The organism is Salinimonas profundi (genome assembly GCF_014750655.1).
Taxonomy (GTDB): Bacteria; Pseudomonadota; Gammaproteobacteria; order Enterobacterales; family Alteromonadaceae; genus Alteromonas; species Alteromonas profundi_A.
Genome location: NZ_JABBXD010000001.1, coordinates 138,179 through 157,707, shown reverse-complemented (window position 1 = coordinate 157,707; position 19,529 = coordinate 138,179). Strand labels below are relative to the sequence as shown.

The following is a 19,529-nucleotide window of genomic DNA, read 5'->3' as shown; positions in this document are numbered from 1 at the left end:
TGGTTATGCCGGAAAGCTGGCCCGGACGGTATCGCCAATGCGTAAATGCAATCTGCTGACCGCAGCAGCAGAGATTGTCGCGTACAACCGGGCACTACCACGTTGCAACGACACGGTGATCTCGCCGTTACAGGGTTGCCCGATACTTTGAACCTCACACATAAACTGGTTATCCAAGCTGGTTGGTACTTGACCATCTTTGTCAATGACAACGGTGTGGGCGGCAACACTCAGTGTCGCCTTTGCATCACCGGCTGCGTGACGACACGTATACAAGGGCTGCGCCTCACACTCAAATTCAGTCCACATGTCATTTGTGTCACCCATTCTGACCGGGCCGCTGAGTATCGCAACATGCCGGACTCTGCTATCTGCACTTTGCTGATACATGGCATGGATCACCTCTGAAGGAACGTCATGACGTACGATTTCACCGTCCTGCATAAGCAATAAAGACTGACAATATAGCCAGAGATCGCTGATATCATGACTAATCAGAATCATTGGCAGGCCCTGTTCGGCAACTTGCCGGAGCCACTGCATAATACTTGCCCGGGTAGACTGGTCCACGGCACTCAATGGCTCATCAAGCAGTAACAATTCCGGCTGATTGAGCAGCGCTCTTGCCAATGCGACACGCTGTGCCTCGCCGCCTGATAATGCACTAGGTGATCGCGCTAACAGATGCTGACAATGACAACCCGCGATTATCGCTTCATCATCCTGCTGCACGGATCGCTTCGATGCTTTGTACCGTGTGGCCAACTGCAGATTACCCGCAACGGTAAGATGTGGCAGCAATAAAGGCTCCTGAAATACCATACCGACGCGGTGACGATTTAATGCCCCCTGTCTGAAGCGGCTTTGAATCTGCGCGTCTTTTTCAAGGCCGGCCAGCGCTCTGAATAAGGACGTTTTGCCGGCACCGGAGGGACCAGTCAGCCCCACCATGGAAAAATTCAGCAAAGAGGCAGTCGCGTTCAGTGTGAACTCGGTAGTGCGCGGTAGTGTTACCGAAAACTCCATTGCCGGCCTCCTCCGCGATTGGCCCAGTATAATAGGCACAACAACAAGAATGAGAAGAGCATTAATCCTGCTGCCAGCCAGTGGGCCTGCTGATACTGTCCCATTTCGACATGGTCATACAGCGCAATAGAGATAACCTGTGTTTGCCCGGGAATATTGCCGCCAATCATCAATACCACACCAAACTCACCAATGGTATGAGCAAAGGTCAGACCCAGCGCCACAAAAAAATAAGACTGACACAGCGGCACAACAATCCGTGAGAATTGCGAAAACCGTCCCATGCCAAATGTTTTACCCACTTCCAGATAACGACGGTCGAGTTGTGTGAAACCGGTATACAAGGGCTGTACGGCAAATGGCAGCGAATAAATCACAGAGCCGATAACCAGACCACTGAATGAAAATGCCAGAGAGGTACCAAACACGGTTTGCCACCACTGACCCGGCCAGCTGTCGGGGGCAAACGCCAGAAGCAGATAAAATCCAAGTACTGTGGGAGGCAGAATGAGTGGCAGTGCAATAACCGACAGCACGATATTTTTAAGTCGGTGCTGCCAACAAGATAAGTACCATGCCAGCGGTGTGGCAATGATCAACAGGATAATACTGGTCATCGCCGCCAGTTTTAGCGTTAGCCAGATTGCCCCTACATCATCACTCACGTACACACTTCCGGCTTATTGACAGGTTTATAACCAGTTTCCTGTAGGGATTTCTGCACAGATTCAGAGACCAGAAAGCAGATAAAGCGCATCGCATCAGCTTTTCTGTCAGATGAAAGCGGAATAACCAGCTTTTGCGTAATGTCATCGTGCAAATAAGAAGGGATGATCACCTTACCCTTATGTATATCTGCTACCAGCGATGCTGCGATTAAGGCCTGACTGACGTTCCCCGTTTCAAAATACTGCCACGCCTGCAACACATTTTTTCCCCGTATCAGGCGACCTGCATAGTCGTCCTCTAACCCACCGGAGCGCAGAAACTGCTGCGCCGCCTTGCCATAGGGCGCCAAATCAGGATGCGCTATGGCCAGTCGCATCGGGTTATGGCTAAGCGCGGCAATCAGGCTATCTACATCGTTGATATTCTTATCGTTTGAAACATATGCCAGCTGACCGACGGCGTAAGTTATCAATGAATCAGCGTCGGCCAGATGCTCACTGACAAGCTGATGGGGTCGACGAGCATCAGCCGATAAAAACACATCAAAAGGTGCTCCTTTCCTGATTTGCGCGAATAGCGTGCCACTTGATGCAACAGTCACCGTGGCAGGAATACCAGTACGGGCAGAAAACTCCCGGACAACTTCATTCAGTGCCGGCGCAAAATTTGCCGATACGGCCAGTCGCAGCGGCTTTTTTTCAGCGTAAACAATTGGAGAAACTATCATTACCAGAGAGCATAATAGAATGGGCAGAAATAGCTTCATCTGTCGTTGTCTTTCATCCATGCCAGTGATGCATCCGCATCGGATGCTTTTGCTTTTACCCAGTGCCCCGTGCCGTTTTGAAACTCTTTTTTCCACAGCGGTACTGCAGTTTTGAGCGTATCCATTATGTAGCAAGCGGCATCAAAGGCGGACGCGCGATGGGATGCGGCACACCCTACCCAGACAATCTGTGAAAAATTACTAAGATGCCCGACGCGGTGCACGATACCTGCATTTGTTAATGCAAAGCGCGAGATGGCCTGTTCGGCCAGCGATCTCATCGCGTGTTCAGTCATAGGCGGATAATGCTCAAGACTCAGTCCGTCGATTTTTCCGTTATCATTGAAATCTCTGACAAGACCGGTAAATGTCACGATACCGCCTGGTGATGCTGCGCAGCCAGCCACCAGCTCATCGTAAAGGCGTTGTTGGTTAAAATCGGTATCACTGACTCTGGCGAACATTTATCCTCCGGTCACCGGAGGAAAAAAAGCAACTTCGTCTCCGTCATTGACGGTGAAGCTGCTATCGCGCATCGTGTGATTAACTGCAACCAGAAGCTCATCATCCATTGCCGCTCGCCAGCGTGAATCGAGCTCACACAGGTTATCCAGCACATCAGCCACGGTTTGATTATGCGCACCAGCTACCTGCCATGTCTCCTTGCCAACGACTTCCCTGACCTGGGCAAACGCCTTAACTGTAATCATATTGATGGATTCTCCCACAGGCCTGTTTTTCCACCCTGCTTGTTGAGCACACGAATGTTATCCAGCTGCATGCCCGGGTCCAGCGCCTTGCACATATCAAAAAGCGTTAGCAACGCAATATTAACGCCCGTCAGTGCTTCCATCTCAACACCAGTCTTCCCCGCCAGTTTACATAAACACCGCACTTCGATGCGCTTTGATTCAGGTTGCACCTCAAACTGAATATCCACTTTTGACAACGCCAGAGGATGACACAGCGGAATAAGATCGGCGCAGCGCTTTGCCCCCTGAATACCGGCAATACGCGCCACAGCAAAAACGTCACCTTTGGCAATCCGGTCATCCGCGATGGCTGACAATACCTCATCACTGGCATACAGGTAGCCTGCTGCAGTGGCCTCGCGAACGGTCACATCTTTTTGCGAGACATCGACCATGTTCGCCTCGCCTTTCGCATTAAGGTGACTGAAGCCTGTCATGACATGGCTCCGGTAAGGTGTCCGACAAAATTGCAGGGTTTATAACTCGCATCCAGCTGGCTTTTGATAAGCTTCGTCCAGCCAGTCTTACAGGCTCCGGTGGACCCGGGCAGACAAAAGATAACGGTACGGTTGGCAAAACCGGCCACCGCCCGGGACTGGATAGTCGAGGTGCCGATTTCCTCATAGGAAATCTGACGAAACAGCTCACCGAATCCATCGACGTCTTTATCAAATAAAACCCGCAGGGCTTCCGGCGTATCATCGCGCGAGGTAAAGCCCGTTCCCCCGGTTGAAATGACTGCATGCACGTCGTCTCTGGCTATCCAGTCAGAGACCACCGCGCGTTGTTTATAAATATCGTCTTTTACCAGCGCACGGTCAATTAACCGGTGCCCTGCTGCTTCGATCGCTTCGACCAGATATTGCCCTGATTTATCGCTGTCGACAGTGCGGGTATCCGACACGGTCAGCACCGCAATATTTAATGAAGTAATGGTTTCAGACATGTAGCCCTTCGCAAAGTGATTCTGTGAACGAATGAGATTATGGTATCGTAAACGAATGCCAATCAAACGCATATACGTTTGTTTTTCTGAATTATTTCACTATTTTATTTTTTCACTATGACAAATCCCATCAGTCGTGAACAGGCGCTACGGTATAACCGTCAGATTGTATTGCCTCAAATTGATATAGACGGTCAGGAGCAGTTACTCAACGCCCGTGTACTGATTATCGGTATGGGCGGTCTTGGCTGTAGTGCCGCCCAGCTTCTGGCCAGCGCTGGTATTGGTCACCTGACTCTGGTGGATGACGATAGTGTCGCGGTGACAAACCTGCCGCGACAGATTCTGTTTGGCGACGATGATGTCGGTCGTCTTAAAGTCGTCGCGGCCAAGGATCGGCTGTTACAGCTAAACGCTCACTGTCAGATTAATACAACAGATCACCGGTTGACGGCAAAAGCCCTCGCCCATGAGGTCAGCATGCATGATATTGTGATTGACTGTACCGACAACCTCGCCAGCCGTATGGAAATAAATCAGGCCTGCGCTGCTGTGAAAACCCCCATGGTCAGTGGCGCGGCAATCCGCTTTGAAGGGCAGTTGTTTGTTACCTGCTATGCGCCTGACTCACCATGCTATGCCTGCCTGGGCGCATTGATAAATGACAAGCCACTTAGTTGTACCGAAGCCGGCATTTTTGCACCTGTTGTAGCAATTATTGGCGCACAGCAGGCGCTTCTGGCCATGCAGGTTATTGCCGGCATTGGTCAGCCTCCAATCGGCAGTTTACAGCTGTTTGACGGCCTGTCTGGTCAGTGGCAACAGTATCAGGTCCCGCGTAAATCAGATTGCCCCATTTGTCAGAAAAAGTGATTCCCATGACGCAAAATAGTATCGTTAAGTCCCACATGGTGGTGGCACAAAATGCATCGGGACGTAATATGAACGTTCCTGTCTATCGCATTACCGGCAGCCGACCCGGCCCTACCGTGTACATACAAAGCTCTATCCACGGCGCAGAAGTTCAGGGCAATGTTGTCATCTATCAGCTTATACAATATCTGAAGCAGCTTGATGTGTGTGGTGACATCATTCTGGTACCAAACTGCAATCCGGTAGGCACAAATATCAAGGCTGGTGAATATACCCTGGGTCGGTTTGATCCGGTCAACGGCACCAACTGGAACCGCGGTTACTTTTACGATGAGCAAAAAGTCCACGCCTTTGCCGAAACAGTATCGGCCGAGGAAAGTATAGCGTCTGTAAAGCAGCGCTTCAGGGACTTCTGGCGTGAAGCAATCAATGAAAAATTGCAGTCGGGCTGGGGCCTGGGTCTTGCCCAGCAGCTTAACCTGAAACTTCAGCTACTCGCTGTGGATGCGGATATTGTACTGGATTTACACAACGGGCCGGTCTCTACCCGTCACGTTTACCTGCCCGAATATGCTGCTGATGCGGCCAAATTGCTCAATATCCCACATACCATTCTCATTCCGAATCAATTCGCCGGCGCGCTTGACGAAGCCACATTTTGTCCGTGGTGGACGCTGCAATCGCTTATTTCAACCCAGCGTCAGGAAACGGTGAGCTGTAATGTAGAAGCCATGACACTGGAAATGGGCAGTCAGGAGGTGATTGCGTTTGAAGACGGCAAGCAGGATGCGCAAAGCATTTTGTCTTATCTGGGTAAGCGCGGCGTCATTGAAGACTGTCCGTATCAGCCGTTAACGATGCGGCGGGTTGGCGTTTACCTGAGAGATTACCGCACATTGTACACACAGTGGGGCGGCATGGTGGAGTATGTGGCCCGGCCCGGTGAAAAGATCAGCACCGGCGATACACTTGCCCGGGTGCTGAATATTGATGAGCTAGATAACGAGCATGCGACATTTACTGTGAGCGCCCCATGCGACATGATCCCGATACTGCATTTTCCTTCTGCATCGGTACTCAGTGGCACGCAGCTGTACAAAGCGTTTACCCGGTACTTTGACATTACCAGTGAATAAAAAAAGGGGCAATAACTGCCCCTTAGTGTTAAATAGGTGAGCCCGGCGGTAGCGGTTTTACTGAAAAGGCCAGCGGCCATGTTCCGGTACGCCAGTATTGCTGCATATGAGCATGCAATACGTCTGCCTGTGCCAGCTTGCTGTCCTTTTCCAGCCAGCGGGTGAATTTCATCAGGGCAACGTCAATATCAGCACGCACCTCCGGCGCCAACGTTTCCGATGACAGCGAATTAAATATTGCATTGAGTGACACCATTGCCAGACGTTGGTTTAATCCATAGTCCGCTTCAGGCTCATACCAGTGTTGTTGCAATATCCGATTAATAACGGCGGTAACGCCGCGTAGCGCACGCTGCTGGCTGGCTTGCCAGGACAACCGGTTTAACCGTTGTGGATCCAATAACAGACGCAGGCTGTAGTCGGCAGCAGATTCAGCTGCAGAAACAGGATCGAGCGGTGTTCCCATTCGTCCGTTAAAATGTTCCCGGGTTATATCATCGCCAAAAGCCGTGGGCGTGATGAGTGACAACAGATTTTCAGGCATTTGCAGAAATGCCGGTGACGACGCCGTAATCAGGGCTTTTATCGCCATTTTTTGCTGTTGTGCGGGTACCACTATTTGCCCCGCCGGTTCACTGCCGGACTGCTTTAATTCGTAGCGATAATTAAGCCCGCCCACCTGTTTGGCCACGGCGGCAAGCTGATAGCGGTGCAGCAGGTAAACCGGCACCAGTTTATCTTCTAACGATGAATAGGTCTGGCCCTCTTCCAGGGTAGCATTACCCATTCGCTGTAGTGCATTCTTGCGCAACCCCACGATTTGTCCGTAGGCGTTCAGGACATCCTCGCCGTTATCCCACATGTGACCGCTGGCTGAGGCTGAAGACGCCGAGCGGGTGTCAAAATCCGTTTTAAACGACAGATCTTTATCCTGCGCACGTTGAATGATCTGCGCCAGTGCCTCTTTTGTGTTCGCGTCTTCACCAAAGTCCTGATAGCCGTATTCAATAGCATGGTTATCCCATACGCCCATACCGGTGTCATACGCTGAAGAAAAATCGATACGACCATTTTTCTCTCGTAACATCGGATGCGGATAATCCATCACCGAGGCTCTGTCATTTTCACTGGCCGCAAAGTTGTGCGCCAGTCCAAGAGTGTGCCCCACCTCATGCGCTGACAACTGTGCAATACGATCCAGTGCCATTTGCTGCTGTGCTGAGGTATCTGCCTGCTCGTCAGAAAACGGACTGCTAAGCGCCAGTGCAATAAGGTAATCCTGCCTGACACGAAGCGAGCCCAGCGTGACATGACCTTTGATAATTTCCCCTGTTCGCGGGTCAACAATGGAACTGCCATAAGACCAGCCCCGCGTTGCCCGGTGTACCCACTGAATCACGTTATAGCGCGCATCCATCGGGTCGGCATTTTCCGGCAGTGTCTTTACCTGGAATGCATTTTTATAACCTGTCGCTTCAAACGCCTGATCCCACCAGCTGGCGCCACGCATCAGTGCCGTTTTAACAGGCTCGGGAATACCCGGATCAAGATAATAAATAATCGGCTCTACCGGCTCACTGGCTTTGGCAGTCGGATCTTTTTTGAAAAGGCGATGCCGGGTGATGAATTTTTTCTCCATCGGTTCATTGATTGCGGCGGAATAATCAAAGAACCGGGTTTTCCAGAAACCAGAGTAAGGATGAAACGCCCGGGGCTGATAGTTATCATCCGGGGCGGCAAGAAACGAGTGATGCAAGTGTACGGTTATACTGTCGGGGGACGGCGTGACCTGTCGCACAAATTCGCCGGCATCGGTGCCGGTGAATGTGACAATCGATTCCAGTTCGGTGTTGGAGTCAAAGGCTTTGGTGCGCGGCATAAACACACTGCTGCGCGTTTTATCGATAGAATAGTTACCCTGATCGGTATCACTCAAACGCTTGGCAATTTGATGGATATCACTTAACAGATACGGTGTGTAATCAATAAGCACCGTGTCGTTATCCTGCGCGACAATCTCGAATCCGGCGATAACAGAGTCAGCGAACGCTTCTGTCACACTCTGTTTTTCTGCCGGGTTATCAGCACTTGCCCGAAATGTTGTATTTAACTGCCGTAAAAAAACCTGCTTACCGTGGCGCTCAAACTGTACCAGGCGCGTGTCACCCAACTGTCCTCGGTCTAAACCGATATCATTGGAGCCAATGCCATGTGGCAGCGCTGAATGAAACAACATCGGCGTATTCCATTTATTGACTGACAGATACAGCTTCCCGCTTTCATCATCGTAATAAACAGGCACGAAGCCTTGCTGAGCAGTCATTGTCTCAGTAAATGACTGCAGGTCCTTACGCTCTGCGAACGCCCCTGCGCTTACCGTCAGGGTTGTTACCAGAAGCACGCACTGCAATACAGATCGAAGTCCTGATTGTTGTCGCAACATAATCATCCTTTTTAATTGTGTTTTCTTTGATGTGGACAGAGTGAACAGCTTTTCATCTACCCTAGCGGATTTGTTATGAAGCTGTCCACGACTAAGTCGATATGCCTCTTCAGCTCTGGGCGGTAGAAAGGGTTGATCTGTATCAACGCAACACCACTGGAAAATGCTTACGCTTAACAGGTCATTATTATTCGGGTAACAGCTATGCGCAGCATCCGGCCCCCTCGACCTCTGCCATCACGAGGTCGCCAGTTAGCTCAATCAGGTCGTACAGCCGTACCACTGGTTTTGCCTTCGGTACAGTGTCACATACCGGTTACCGTCCTGGTTGCCGACAAGCCGGTATTCGGTGCAGATATTACACTTAATGAAAATTGGGCTAATCAGTCCATGGCTTTTGTTAGTGCCGGCCAGCCATTGGCATGGCTGGCAGCTGATCTCTGCGCCAGTCTTTTTTTGCAGGGAACAACCATCAGACTATCAACGCTATTCAGTACCGGGCAGCTCATACTTTCCCCGACCCGCGCAATGACGTTGTTTCGGTGTCATCGCTTAGATTACACATCGCATTTGTTTTGCTTTTCACTGTCAGCCAGATTGCAGTGTTCATTTTGCAGCAGCATCGGCCATCAGTGAAGCCAGTCCTGAATGACGCTGCACACGGGTTTTCACCACCTGCGTAAACTGCGATTGTGTGCAAACCAGCGTACAGGCCTGCTTGGCCCTGGTAAGCCCTGTATACAGAAGCTCCCGCGTATTAAGCGCTGCCATCTGGCTACTGAGCGGTGGCGCCAAAATCATCAGCACTCTGGCAAATTCAGATCCCTGGGATTTATGCACTGTCATCGCGTAAACGGTTTCCACGGCTGGCAATCGACTCAGGCTAACCGCTCTTAACCCCGTTTCAGTGTCAAACCATGCTTTTAACTGATGATTATCATCTGGCCAGATGATACCCACGTCGCCGTTAAATAGCTTTTGTGCATAATTATTCTGCGTCACCATGACAGGCCGCCCCTTATAGTGACGACTCCCCGTATTTGCAGTACTCACACCCAGCGCCTCTTCGATGCGCAGGTTGAGTTGCTCAACGCCCAGCGGACCGCGTCGGGTTGAGGTCAGCCAACGGCATGCCTGCATAGCCTCCAATGCCTGTGAAACGCTGCTGCTTTGGGCAATAGCAGAAAAACACTGCTTCGCCATCACGCTTAATTTACTCTCAAAATTATCCGGCGACACCATGCTCACCCCATCCGGAACGGTCATGATGTTATCAGGTAGTGGATTTAGCCGCGAAATGGCAGCCATTGCTTCATCGGCACTTCCCTGACGGATCCCCCCTGCTACCGCTGACAGGTCACCACTGAAGCGCTGACTGACTTTCAGGGTTTGCACATAGTCGCGCGCCTGGTCGCTGACGGCGAGTGCAGGCAACGCCGGATTCAAATGATTGAGGTGGGTCGATAACGCCGGCGAAATACCGTTATTCTGCGTACCATGAATAAGCGCCTCCAGCACATTGCCTGACTCCACAGCCGGCAGCTGATCTGCATCGCCGACCAGTACCAGCGAGGCATGCGCAGGCAGCGCCCTGACAATGCGCGCCATCAACGCGGTGTCGACCATCGACGCTTCATCAATGATTAACACATCGCATGGTAGAGGCGATTCCTCGTGATGCCGTGTATGCACACCATAACGGGAAATGCCCAACAGCCTGTGCAGGGTAACCGCATCCGTGGACACACTGCTGATTAAATCAGCTGAAAGGCGCCCCTGTAATTGATTTAGTGCACCGGTCACTGACTCATTCATCCGCTGCGCAGCCTTTCCGGTTGGTGCAGCCAGCTGAATTTTCAGTGCATGGCTATTCATACACTGTAGCGCCAGCAACAACCGTGTAACCGTGTAGGTCTTTCCCGTCCCCGGCCCACCATTGATTATCGTAAAGCGCTGCTGCAATGCTGCGGCTGTCGCAATCTGCTGCCAGTCTTGTTGCTGAGCCTGAATTTCAGGGAACAAAACCGGCCACACCGACTGTAACCGGTCGTAATGCTCCTGTTCCAGCGTCACGCGCGTGATGCGTTTGCTAAGCACAGCGGCAATATCATGTTCAAACTGCCAGTACCTCAGCGTATATAATCGCCCGGCCTCGACACGTAACGCCTCGTTAAACCGGCACTGGTTTACAGCGTGTTCAACTGCATCATTAAGCACATCCCGGGCGGGAAACCGCCAGCCCTCAAGTTCGCTTTCCCGGTCCGCAAAAAGACAGGTATCCGCTAATAAGTCGAGTTTTAGGCAGGTATGTCCCTGACGCTGATAACAGGACAGCGCCACCAAAATCATAAACCACAAATGCTGATGCGCGGTATCTGAGTCACAGCTGAACTGCGAGGCAAAATAGCCATCGATAAGTTCGACATCAGCAAGTTGGGTGAACGTATCAGGAAAAGCAATCAGTTGCATACGTCTTCTCCTGTGTTGTCTTGATTTACCTGGCTGGCGAACAGGTCGTCAAGCGCCTGCAACCGAGATACCGACAGGGATGTATAGTACACCCCCTCAAAGTCTTTGTTAGCCGGATGCATGCCCCGCACATACAGATAATACACGCCACCAAAATGCTGCTGCGGTGAGTAATCAGGCAAGCTGTTTTGCAGATAACGGTGCAACGCTACGCTGTAAATCAGATATTGCAGGTCGTAAAGGTGATGCTGATTGTTCTGACGTAACTTGTCCGGTAAATAATCACTAAACGTATCGCCCAGATAAGTAGACTTGTAATCAGCCACAAAGTATCTGCCTTCATATTCAAAGATCAAATCAATGAAGCCATGCATCATGCCTTCTAATTGATGTGTATCAAACGCAGGAAAAAAACGGGCCCCGTGGTCTTGTTCCTGACGGTAATCGGCCAGAAACTGATTGAGTTGCTGCTGACTGACATTTGCCATAGGAAAATAAAACTCAGCTTCACGCAACGTAACGGTCTTACTGAGACAAGAAAGGGTCAGTCCATCACTGTTCAGTGGCGTATCGAGCACCTCCTGCAGCCAGTTGAAAAGCGCCTCACTCTGCGTTTCATCCAGACCAAAAAGCTGGGTTACAGGACCCAATACGGCCGTCTGCGACGCACCATACCAGTCAGGTTCACTGAAGTCCGTGACCTCCAGAATATCGTGCAGCAAGTTGCCGGCAGCGGCGCCTTTTTGAAAGGCAAATCGCGTTTGCAGTGTTTCAGGCAGCGCAGTCGGCTGCACCAGCACTTCCTGCAATTCAGCCTCGCGCCGTGTCTGATTTACCACCCTTTCTTTTCTTGCCAGCGCTGAAAATGAGTACAGACGCCATGCTTCTTTGACATCTCCCTGGAAAGTATCCACCTGAAGCGCGGGCTTTTCATGCGCCGACAAGCCCGCAAGTTCAGACTGAAACTGTCCGGTAGCCGTTATTAACGCCGTAGCCGTACCCGGCTCCTCACTAATTCGGGTAATTGCCTGCTCCCAGCTATCGTAACCGGCGACACCGGCTGCCATGGCCAGCGAAGACTGCCGGTGGTTTTCAAATGGCGCAACGCCCAGATAGCATCGATGGGCGGCACGGGTGACCGCGACGTACAGCAAACGCATAGCTTCGGCATCGGCCTCCCGCGTTACACGTTCTCTGACTCTGGGCGTTGCGCCCAGCTGTAAACGCAGCGCTTTGGAAGTGTCATCGAAATAACGGAAAATTGTCACCTGCTGATTACCAATTTTGACCGGATTGCGATAATCGCTGGCAAACGGCACAAAGACTATCGGATACTCCAGTCCTTTGGCACCGTGCTGCGTGATTAACTGAATCAAATGTGCATCACTTTCCAGGCGCTGCACATGCTCCTGCGCACTGTCCGGCTCACTGATTTGACGATGCAGCCAAATCAGAAGTTGCTCAGGCTGCGCGCGCGTGGTGGCTTCACGTTCCAGCACCTCAGACAGATGCAGATAATTGGTCAGCTGACGCTCAATCTCATCGCCACCTGCTGTAAATGACTCTTCCATCAGGTGAAGGATTAGTGCCATGCAGCCGCGCTGTAGCCAGATTCGGCGTAACAGACTGACCGTTTCCATCACTGATTCCCAGAGCTGGTCATTCTCATGGTAAAGCAAGTCGATAAGCGTCTGATGTGAGAAACCAAACATGGGGCTACTCAGTGCAGCGCATAATCGCCCGTGGTCGCTATAATGCCAGATGCCATCCAGCACGCGGTAAAGATCGCTGGCCTCAGCGGCGGCAAACAGGTTTTCCCGGTTACTCAGAAAAACAGAGGCCAGGCCGGCCTTTTGCAATGCCTGCTGTATAACTTTTGCCTCGCTGGCGCTGCGTACAAGAATAGCGATATCCTGAGGTTTAAGTGGAGATTCGCCCAGTCTGGCCTGTTGAAGTAAGCGTACGATTTCAGCAGCGATCCACTGCGCAAGTTGTTGCTGCATGACAAATTTAGCTGGCGTGTCCTGCGCAGGATCGATGTCCAGTGCAATGTAGTTCAGCGCCTCGCGGTCACACTGCGGATCTGATAACGGTGTTTTGTTCGCGCTGGCCTTGGACGCTGCTTTAACTGGATCGTAATGGATATCAAATCCAAATACTTCGGCCGGTGGTCCGCTTAACGGCGCGCCGAAGAATAAGCGGTTATAACTTTGCACCATCGCCGGTACCGACCGGTAGTTAGTATCCATAACCCAGCGATAATCTGCACTTTTACCGGCTTTTAGGTAAGTAAAAATATCGCCGCCCCGGAAGCCATAAATGGCTTGTTTAGGATCGCCAATCATCAGCAATATTTCGGTTTCACTGCCCGGCGGATAAACACTCGACAAAATTTGATACTGATTAGCATCGGTGTCCTGAAACTCATCAATCAGCGCAGCGGGAAATTTGCGGCGCAGGGCCCTGGCCAGTTCCGTATCCGCATGGTCAGTCTTTTGTGCCAACATAGTAATAAGATCGTCAAAATCAACAATCCCCTGCTGGGCTTTCTGGCGCGACACATGTGTGCGAATAAAGATAAAAGCCTGCGCTGCCACCCCCATAGCAGGCGCTGCATCCAGTTGCGCGTCGCGCTGCTTTTCAACCGCATCGATAACCGACTTTACCTCTGCCGCAAGCGTCTTCAGCGGCGCCAGTAATGCTTTGAGCTCATCTTTACCACGCAAACGATTACCGTGAATAAACTTACCCAACGCAGCGGGTGCCGGGGTAACTGATGCGTTCTCCAGCCACTCTGTAATCTGCTCAAATTGTGACACTCGTAACGCACGGTTCTTGTCATTGTCGATCAGCGCATCCGCAATCACATCATACTGTTCATCAAGCGTATTGCGAACCTGTTCAAATAAAGGTTGCAACGTATTTTTTTGATCTGACAGAGCGGCCTCAGCCTGCGCCTTGATATCCTGTTCAGTAACAACGTGGGGAGTCAGACTGCTTCGGATAGCACTTTCAAAAGTTGCCAGAAACTGCTGTGGGATATGCCAGCCCGCGTTGACCAGCAAGCCATATTCTTCAGCCTGACCCGCCATAAAGCGGATCCAGTCGCGTGTCGCCTGAAGATAGAGCTCCCGGGTATCTGTCTGCAGCGCCAGCTGCATCGCTGCACCACCGGAAAACGCCAGTTCACTCAGGATCCGGTTACAGAAGCCGTGGATGGTATATACCGAGGCCTCATCCAGTTCAAGCAGTGCGCCCTGTAACACCTGCTCAGCCTCTTCACCGGCAAATTGCATATACAACTGCTCAAAAACCGGATCGTCATCGACCGTGCTGTGCTGGCGTCGTCCCTGCCAGTAAGATAAGGCCGCATCCAGCGTCTGCGCAATCCTGCCGCGGATTTCCTCAGTGGCTGCATTGGTAAATGTCATTACCAGAATTTGCTGAACACTTAGCTTCTTTTCCAGTAACAGGCGCAGATAAAGCCGGGTGATATTAAATGTTTTGCCGGTACCCGCACTGGCTTCTATAAGATGCCTGCCGTGTAAGGGCAATGCCACAACATCCAGCGCGGCGCTGGTTTGCTCTCCCCCCTTACTCATACTTTTTTCTCTTTGTAGTTTTCAGACAATGGCCGGTATAACGCATCGAGTGTGTCAAGCGGCAACGCATCCAGTGACATGCCATCAGGGAAAAACCATTTAACATAGTTATCATCTTTTATTCCCGGCGCTGCCAAACTGCCCTGCCATAATTTCTGCCATTCAAATGTCGCGCCCTCATTGTGTTGCCACTGTTCAAGCGATTGCTCTGGCGCTTTTTTAATCAGGGTAAGTGCAACATCGGCGTAGCAGGGAACCGGCGCACAATGAATATCTGCATAAAGCGCGACGAACCGGGCCAGCAGCTGGCTCGCCCGTTGTGGGTCGACAGGGGCCATAATGGCTTTGCGAGGGGCCGGTACGCCCTTCGCCCAGGTAAGAAAATACACTTCCAGCGGCAGTTCCGCGCCATTCGCACTCCACACCAGCAGCGTCAGAAACTGCTCTACTTTTCGTTTGGTATTTTGCGAACCGCTGTGCCACAGCACCAACTTGTCAGGCATTACCCACACCCGTGCACTAAGCGTAATACCGTGGTGAGAGACCTGCATCATTTGCGCTTGTGCAGAGCTAAGATCGATTGCCTCAGACACGGATTGCGCCCCCATCTCCCAGTTATCCAGCAATGCAGTTGTCAGCGGCGTGGACGGTAACTCGCCACTGAACCTGGCCATTTGTTTGGTCTGTGATGTCGACATCCGGGCAAGCTGCTGCTCGGTCAGTTCGTTTAATACCTTATAGCGCGTTAGCGGATTGTCGGAAAACGGTTCTGCATCATTAAGCACCGGCTCAGCATTATCAAGATTGAGGCCCAATTGTTCCCGGGCAAAGTGCCGAAGTGGCTGACTCAGGCTTCTGGCCAGTGCAGTCACATCAACCTGCTCAGGTATACTTGCCTCCGGCAAGGGTGCTATGTGCTGCGTGGCCTGCGCATGCCGCGTCGCGATCGCGTTTGCCAGTCGAAACCAGCCTTTTTCAAAACCGGGACGCGCATCGGAGAATCGCGATAGACTAAATGGATGTAGCGACAGGCGATGCAGGTGTGCATCAGTAAACCCGTACCCCGTTCTTAAGATCCGCAGAAGCTCCTGTAACACGAGGCTCGGCTGGCGTTCGCTGTTATCCTGCGCGCTGTTGGCCTGATAACTTAAATAAAGATGCTCCCTGGCTGAAATAATCGCTTCGAGGAACAGGTACCGGTCTTCAAGTCGACGTGACCGGTCTCCCCGCTTGCGCGGCGCCTCTGTCATCAGGTCAATACTGACCGGTGTAGACTGGCGCGGAAACTCACCATCATTAAGCCCCAATACACAAACAACTTTAAAGGGAATACTGCGCATAGGCAGCATCGAACAAAACGTGACCTGCCCGGTCAAAAAGTGATTTCCCGCATCCGGTGAAGAGAAACGCCGCACCAACATATCGCGAACTTGTCGAAGCGATAATTTTTCTTCATATCCTGCTTCGCGGCAATGTGCAGCAACATCCGATGTGGCTTTTCCTATTGTTTCCCAGCTATCGGCCTGCTCGGCAGACGGCATAAAACAGGCTTCTTTAAGTTCAGTCAAAAACAGGTGCCACTCATCAGCAGTCCGGCTTTTTGTTAAAGCACTGGCGAAATAGCGCAACCGCTCAACCAGCGCAATCAGTTTACCGAGTATGACACTTTGTTGCCCCTCAACATCAGGCACACTCAGTAACTCTCCGGTTAGCGTTGGGGCATCATTAAGCGCCATTCCAATCAGCAATCGTTCCAGCCCCCAATACCAGCTGAACATAGACTTTGCGTCTGCATTGTCTGATACCGACTGTTTGTGCGACGCATCCACGCCCCAGTGAACGTGCGCCTGCTCCAGCCAAAATTGCATAACAGTCAAATCATCTGCATCAATACTGAATTTGGCTCTGATAGCGTCCAGTCGCAGATAATCCATAATCTTTGTTACTTCAAAGCGACTGTCGGGCAAACTGAGTAAACTGATAAACGCGGCAACCAGCGGATCTGCATCCAGCGGCGTTCTGTCAGCAATAGAGCACACGATGCGCGGCGGATCCTGACGCTGAGGAGCGGCGGTGCCCACACGATGGAACACAGCGTCTATAAGCGGTGCATAATCTTCGATAGCCGGACACATCACTACAATGTCCGAGGGTTTGATGTCAGGGTTGTTTTGCATCAGATATAACAGATTGTCGTGCAAACCCTGCACTTCCCGTAATGCACTGTGTGTATTTACAATCATTATGCTGTGGTCGCCAGCCTGGGCACTAAATCCCTGCCCGGGGTGACAGCCATGTAAGATATCCTGCTGGACCTGACTCAGTAACGAAGGCGGTCTGTTTTGCTCCTCTGGTGCGCTGGTGTCAAACGCAGCCACCTCAAAGGTATCCAGCGCGGTCAGCAGGTTGAACAGATCGCGCCCTTGCTGGCCAAGATTTCCCAGCAGCGGGTTATCCAGCGTATTTTCCCGCCAGGCAGCAATACCCTGCTGGCGTAATGCCAACGCGCGCTCACGATCGCTTTTCACCTCCCCCCAGTAACTGACTGAAGGATTGAGATGAAAAATATGTATATCTGTGTGATGCGCCAATGCATCAAAGAACTCAACAAGCTGAGGCGCCATGGTATTAATAGCAAATACGATAATCCTTGCGGGCAAGTCACTACAACCCTGCTCGCTGAGCGCAGTAACCGCCTGTTGGTGTAAACGCGCCGGATGCAGTGGGTTCTCGTCAACCAGCATTCGCCAGATAAGCGCCTGCCACGGCTCATCGTCGCTGTTTTCAAGGTTGGCAATGCCCAGCTCCCAGTTAAACAACCATTGAGGACGATACAACTGGTACTGCTCGAACACATCGGCCAGCGCTACGGCGAACTGCAACCGTCTGACGTTCTGCTCATCCTCACTGCCTGCTGATTGCCAGTAACGACAGACGGGAGCTGTTTGAGCCTGATCACAGAATGCCGCACTTTGGATAAGTCTGTCGATGCGCCACACCAGCACTTCCCGGCGATAAGCAGATTGCTGTGGCACCTTATCCTCACCCAGTACGGTGCGGGCGGTATTCCACATAAACCGGGTGGGCAGCGGAAACGCAAAGTTTATCGCAATGCCCTGCTCTTTGGCTAGCTGCATGTTTAACCAATGCTGCATGCCGGGGCTTTCAACGAGAATGGTTTCAGATTGTAGAACGCCACCGGGCTGCTGTTTTAGCAGCGCACTTAACAAGTAGCTTAAATGTTCGAGTTTGTTGGAAGGATATAAGGCGAGCAAATCAGGCTTCTTTTGTGCTTTTTTACTCATGTTAAGGCATTTAATCCGCGACATCCAGATACGGAAATTCTTTGTCTGAATAAAAAAGCCTGTACAGACCTCAGGACACGAAAAATCTGTACAGGCAGAGTTATGGGCTGCGCACCGACAACCCGATTAACACGTTGCCTGGCATGTCAGTCGGGTTAACGCCGGAGCGCCGCACAAATAACAATAAGAGCAATTCAGTTTGCATGCCATCTCACACTCTTAAATTTAGACTTATAAATTAATAACTTAAGTTTCATGCATGAAATTTTTAATCACCAATGCAGACTATTTCAGTGCAAACGCACCGAAGTAGCGCACGCCTTTCCCGACTCAATGCCCAGGCTCTCGCGCTGGTCAGGGTGCTTTCCTCGCTTCAAGGGAATAGGTACAATTCACGAAAATTATCTATCAGGAATTAAGGTTTATGCTGTCCGAACAACAAATTGCCACCATGCTGGTGCTGCAGGAAAAGATGAATGCCAAGGTAAACCCTCAGTGGCTGCAGGCCGGGTATGCTTATTTACGCGCAGCGATGGTCGAGTCAGTAGAAGCCATTGAACATCATGGCTGGAAGTGGTGGAAGGCACAAACCAAAGATATCGCGCAGTTACAGATGGAACTTGTCGATATCTGGCATTTCGCCCTTTCAGACTGCATCATCCGCTATAATGGCGATATCAGCGAATCAGCAGCGGCGCTAGCGCATGACCTGTCACAGTCAGAGAAAAGCTTGCAATTTGACGGGCAAACGTATTATTGGCAGGAACAATCCTTGCTCGAGAACCTTGAACTCATGGCAGGCCTTTGCGCCGCTAAGCGCTTCAGCGTACCACTGTTCATGTTTATTGCAACACAGTGCGAGCTGTCTGCTGAAGAACTCTATCGTCAGTATGTGGGTAAAAATGTCCTCAATTTTTTCCGCCAGGATCACGGCTATAAAGACGGCACCTATAAAAAGTTGTGGCAGGAACGCGAAGACAATGAGCACCTGGTAGAAGTGCTCAATGAATTGGATATGAACAGCGACAGTTATTCAGACGATGTGTACGAGGGACTTAGACTTCGCTATCCCGTCTAGCGCCCACAGAGAGAAACCATGAAACCCTGATGCCGGTCACAATCCAATTGTTATGGTTGTGACTGGCCCGCCATCTGTTCATACTTTTTACAGGCCGGTGTAGAAGGCTGACCACCCTGCAATGTATCGCAGCTTAGGGCTGATAATGAATCAAGACAGGCGACCGCGGCTTGTTCAGTTTCACCAGCTTCTAGCTGGTCAGTTTTTTGCAGATATTGTTTACACATTGAATCCACAACACCGTTGATCATCTGTCGCATTTCATCATTTAATTGTTGCTGCGACTCCAGCTCATCGTAAGCGCATTGTTGTATCTTATTACAAAGCCGGGTGGATGCATCTTCAAATCCGTTGCAGCATGTACGGCAATAGCAAAAGGTATAGAAAGGATAAGTCCTGCCCTGATGAGGTTCATGATTGCTCTCTGCTGGTTTTTTAATCAGCCTAATACACTTTGCAGGGTT

16 protein-coding genes are annotated in these 19,529 nt (G+C 51.1%); 4 read left to right on the top strand and 12 right to left on the bottom strand.

Features of this window, described 5'->3' with window-relative positions; genetic code table 11:
* Nucleotides 1-3: 3 nt before the first annotated feature.
* Genes HHX48_RS00670 through moaB form a run of 7 tightly spaced genes read right to left on the bottom strand, consistent with a single transcriptional unit; the run spans nucleotide 4 to nucleotide 4,159 of the window.
* Nucleotides 4-1,026 (bottom strand): ATP-binding cassette domain-containing protein, encoded by a 1,023-nt coding sequence (locus tag HHX48_RS00670; RefSeq protein WP_191021725.1) that lies wholly within the window; start codon nucleotides 1,024-1,026, stop codon nucleotides 4-6.
* Nucleotides 1,011-1,691: a molybdate ABC transporter permease subunit gene (gene modB, locus HHX48_RS00665; protein WP_191021724.1), complete on the bottom strand. Its 681-nt coding sequence runs from the start codon at nucleotides 1,689-1,691 to the stop codon at nucleotides 1,011-1,013. Before modB ends, HHX48_RS00670 begins: the two co-directional genes overlap by 16 nt.
* Entirely contained in the window at nucleotides 1,688-2,482 is a 795-nt protein-coding gene (gene modA / locus HHX48_RS00660) for a molybdate ABC transporter substrate-binding protein (protein ID WP_191021723.1), read from the bottom strand. The genes modB and modA overlap by 4 nt, the downstream gene beginning before the upstream one ends.
* Nucleotides 2,458-2,925 (bottom strand): molybdenum cofactor biosynthesis protein MoaE, encoded by a 468-nt coding sequence (locus HHX48_RS00655; protein ID WP_191021722.1) that lies wholly within the window; start codon nucleotides 2,923-2,925, stop codon nucleotides 2,458-2,460. Before HHX48_RS00655 ends, modA begins: the two co-directional genes overlap by 25 nt.
* Nucleotides 2,926-3,171 (bottom strand): MoaD/ThiS family protein, encoded by a 246-nt coding sequence (locus HHX48_RS00650; protein ID WP_191021721.1) that lies wholly within the window; start codon nucleotides 3,169-3,171, stop codon nucleotides 2,926-2,928.
* Complete coding sequence (gene moaC, locus HHX48_RS00645) at nucleotides 3,168-3,650, bottom strand: cyclic pyranopterin monophosphate synthase MoaC (protein ID WP_191021720.1); 483 nt, start codon at nucleotides 3,648-3,650, stop codon at nucleotides 3,168-3,170. The genes HHX48_RS00650 and moaC overlap by 4 nt, the downstream gene beginning before the upstream one ends.
* Entirely contained in the window at nucleotides 3,647-4,159 is a 513-nt protein-coding gene (moaB, locus tag HHX48_RS00640; RefSeq protein ID WP_191021719.1) for a molybdenum cofactor biosynthesis protein B, read from the bottom strand. Before moaB ends, moaC begins: the two co-directional genes overlap by 4 nt.
* A 117-nt stretch (nucleotides 4,160-4,276) precedes the next feature.
* Between moaB and HHX48_RS00635 the strand changes: the two genes are divergently transcribed.
* Nucleotides 4,277-5,032, top strand: a complete 756-nt coding sequence (locus HHX48_RS00635) for a HesA/MoeB/ThiF family protein (RefSeq protein WP_191021718.1) — start codon at nucleotides 4,277-4,279, stop codon at nucleotides 5,030-5,032.
* 5 nt (nucleotides 5,033-5,037) lie between these two features.
* Nucleotides 5,038-6,168 (top strand): M14 family metallopeptidase, encoded by a 1,131-nt coding sequence (locus HHX48_RS00630; protein WP_191021717.1) that lies wholly within the window; start codon nucleotides 5,038-5,040, stop codon nucleotides 6,166-6,168.
* A 28-nt stretch (nucleotides 6,169-6,196) separates the two neighbouring features.
* Here the strand turns inward: HHX48_RS00630 and HHX48_RS00625 are convergent, their stop codons facing one another.
* Nucleotides 6,197-8,611, bottom strand: a complete 2,415-nt coding sequence (locus HHX48_RS00625; protein ID WP_191021716.1) for a zinc-dependent metalloprotease — start codon at nucleotides 8,609-8,611, stop codon at nucleotides 6,197-6,199.
* Nucleotides 8,612-8,815: 204 nt separating this feature from the next.
* Between HHX48_RS00625 and HHX48_RS00620 the strand changes: the two genes are divergently transcribed.
* The gene (locus HHX48_RS00620) at nucleotides 8,816-9,247 is read left to right on the top strand and encodes a hypothetical protein (RefSeq protein WP_191021715.1); all 432 of its coding nucleotides are present in this window, start codon (nucleotides 8,816-8,818) and stop codon (nucleotides 9,245-9,247) included.
* Here HHX48_RS00620 and recD read toward each other — a convergent pair.
* The 3 genes from recD to recC are packed head-to-tail and all read right to left on the bottom strand — an operon-like array spanning nucleotide 9,218 to nucleotide 17,987.
* Nucleotides 9,218-11,080, bottom strand: coding sequence for an exodeoxyribonuclease V subunit alpha (gene recD, locus HHX48_RS00615; protein WP_191021714.1), 1,863 nt, complete (start codon nucleotides 11,078-11,080; stop codon nucleotides 9,218-9,220). The genes HHX48_RS00620 and recD overlap by 30 nt on opposite strands.
* On the bottom strand, nucleotides 11,071-14,682 hold the full coding sequence (gene recB / locus HHX48_RS00610) for an exodeoxyribonuclease V subunit beta (protein WP_191021713.1): 3,612 nt from the start codon (nucleotides 14,680-14,682) through the stop codon (nucleotides 11,071-11,073). Before recB ends, recD begins: the two co-directional genes overlap by 10 nt.
* Entirely contained in the window at nucleotides 14,679-17,987 is a 3,309-nt protein-coding gene (gene recC / locus HHX48_RS00605; protein WP_191021712.1) for an exodeoxyribonuclease V subunit gamma, read from the bottom strand. The genes recB and recC overlap by 4 nt, the downstream gene beginning before the upstream one ends.
* Before the next feature lie 424 nt (nucleotides 17,988-18,411).
* Between recC and HHX48_RS00600 the strand changes: the two genes are divergently transcribed.
* Nucleotides 18,412-19,065 carry a dUTP diphosphatase gene (locus tag HHX48_RS00600; RefSeq protein WP_191021711.1) on the top strand — a complete coding sequence of 218 codons (654 nt, stop codon included), beginning with the start codon at nucleotides 18,412-18,414 and terminating at the stop codon, nucleotides 19,063-19,065.
* 50 nt (nucleotides 19,066-19,115) lie between these two features.
* Here HHX48_RS00600 and HHX48_RS00595 read toward each other — a convergent pair whose 3' ends face one another.
* Nucleotides 19,116-19,325, bottom strand: coding sequence for a hypothetical protein (locus HHX48_RS00595; protein ID WP_191021710.1), 210 nt, complete (start codon nucleotides 19,323-19,325; stop codon nucleotides 19,116-19,118).
* Nucleotides 19,326-19,529: the final 204 nt, after the last annotated feature.

Bases quoted from the DNA above. Each gene is read 5' to 3' on its own strand.
- HHX48_RS00670 (WP_191021725.1), bottom strand. From the start codon at position 1,026: ATGGAGTTTTCGGTAACACTACCGCGCACTACCGAGTTCACACTGAAC.
- modA (WP_191021723.1), bottom strand. From the start codon at position 2,482: ATGGATGAAAGACAACGACAGATGAAGCTATTTCTGCCCATTCTATTA.
- HHX48_RS00655 (WP_191021722.1), bottom strand. From the start codon at position 2,925: ATGTTCGCCAGAGTCAGTGATACCGATTTTAACCAACAACGCCTTTAC.
- HHX48_RS00650 (WP_191021721.1), bottom strand. From the start codon at position 3,171: ATGATTACAGTTAAGGCGTTTGCCCAGGTCAGGGAAGTCGTTGGCAAG.
- moaC (WP_191021720.1), bottom strand. From the start codon at position 3,650: ATGACAGGCTTCAGTCACCTTAATGCGAAAGGCGAGGCGAACATGGTC.
- moaB (WP_191021719.1), bottom strand. From the start codon at position 4,159: ATGTCTGAAACCATTACTTCATTAAATATTGCGGTGCTGACCGTGTCG.
- HHX48_RS00635 (WP_191021718.1), top strand. From the start codon at position 4,277: ATGACAAATCCCATCAGTCGTGAACAGGCGCTACGGTATAACCGTCAG.
- HHX48_RS00630 (WP_191021717.1), top strand. From the start codon at position 5,038: ATGACGCAAAATAGTATCGTTAAGTCCCACATGGTGGTGGCACAAAAT.
- HHX48_RS00625 (WP_191021716.1), bottom strand. From the start codon at position 8,611: ATGTTGCGACAACAATCAGGACTTCGATCTGTATTGCAGTGCGTGCTT.
- HHX48_RS00620 (WP_191021715.1), top strand. From the start codon at position 8,816: ATGCGCAGCATCCGGCCCCCTCGACCTCTGCCATCACGAGGTCGCCAG.
- recD (WP_191021714.1), bottom strand. From the start codon at position 11,080: ATGCAACTGATTGCTTTTCCTGATACGTTCACCCAACTTGCTGATGTC.
- recB (WP_191021713.1), bottom strand. From the start codon at position 14,682: ATGAGTAAGGGGGGAGAGCAAACCAGCGCCGCGCTGGATGTTGTGGCA.
- recC (WP_191021712.1), bottom strand. From the start codon at position 17,987: ATGAGTAAAAAAGCACAAAAGAAGCCTGATTTGCTCGCCTTATATCCT.
- HHX48_RS00600 (WP_191021711.1), top strand. From the start codon at position 18,412: ATGCTGTCCGAACAACAAATTGCCACCATGCTGGTGCTGCAGGAAAAG.
- HHX48_RS00595 (WP_191021710.1), bottom strand. From the start codon at position 19,325: ATGCGACAGATGATCAACGGTGTTGTGGATTCAATGTGTAAACAATAT.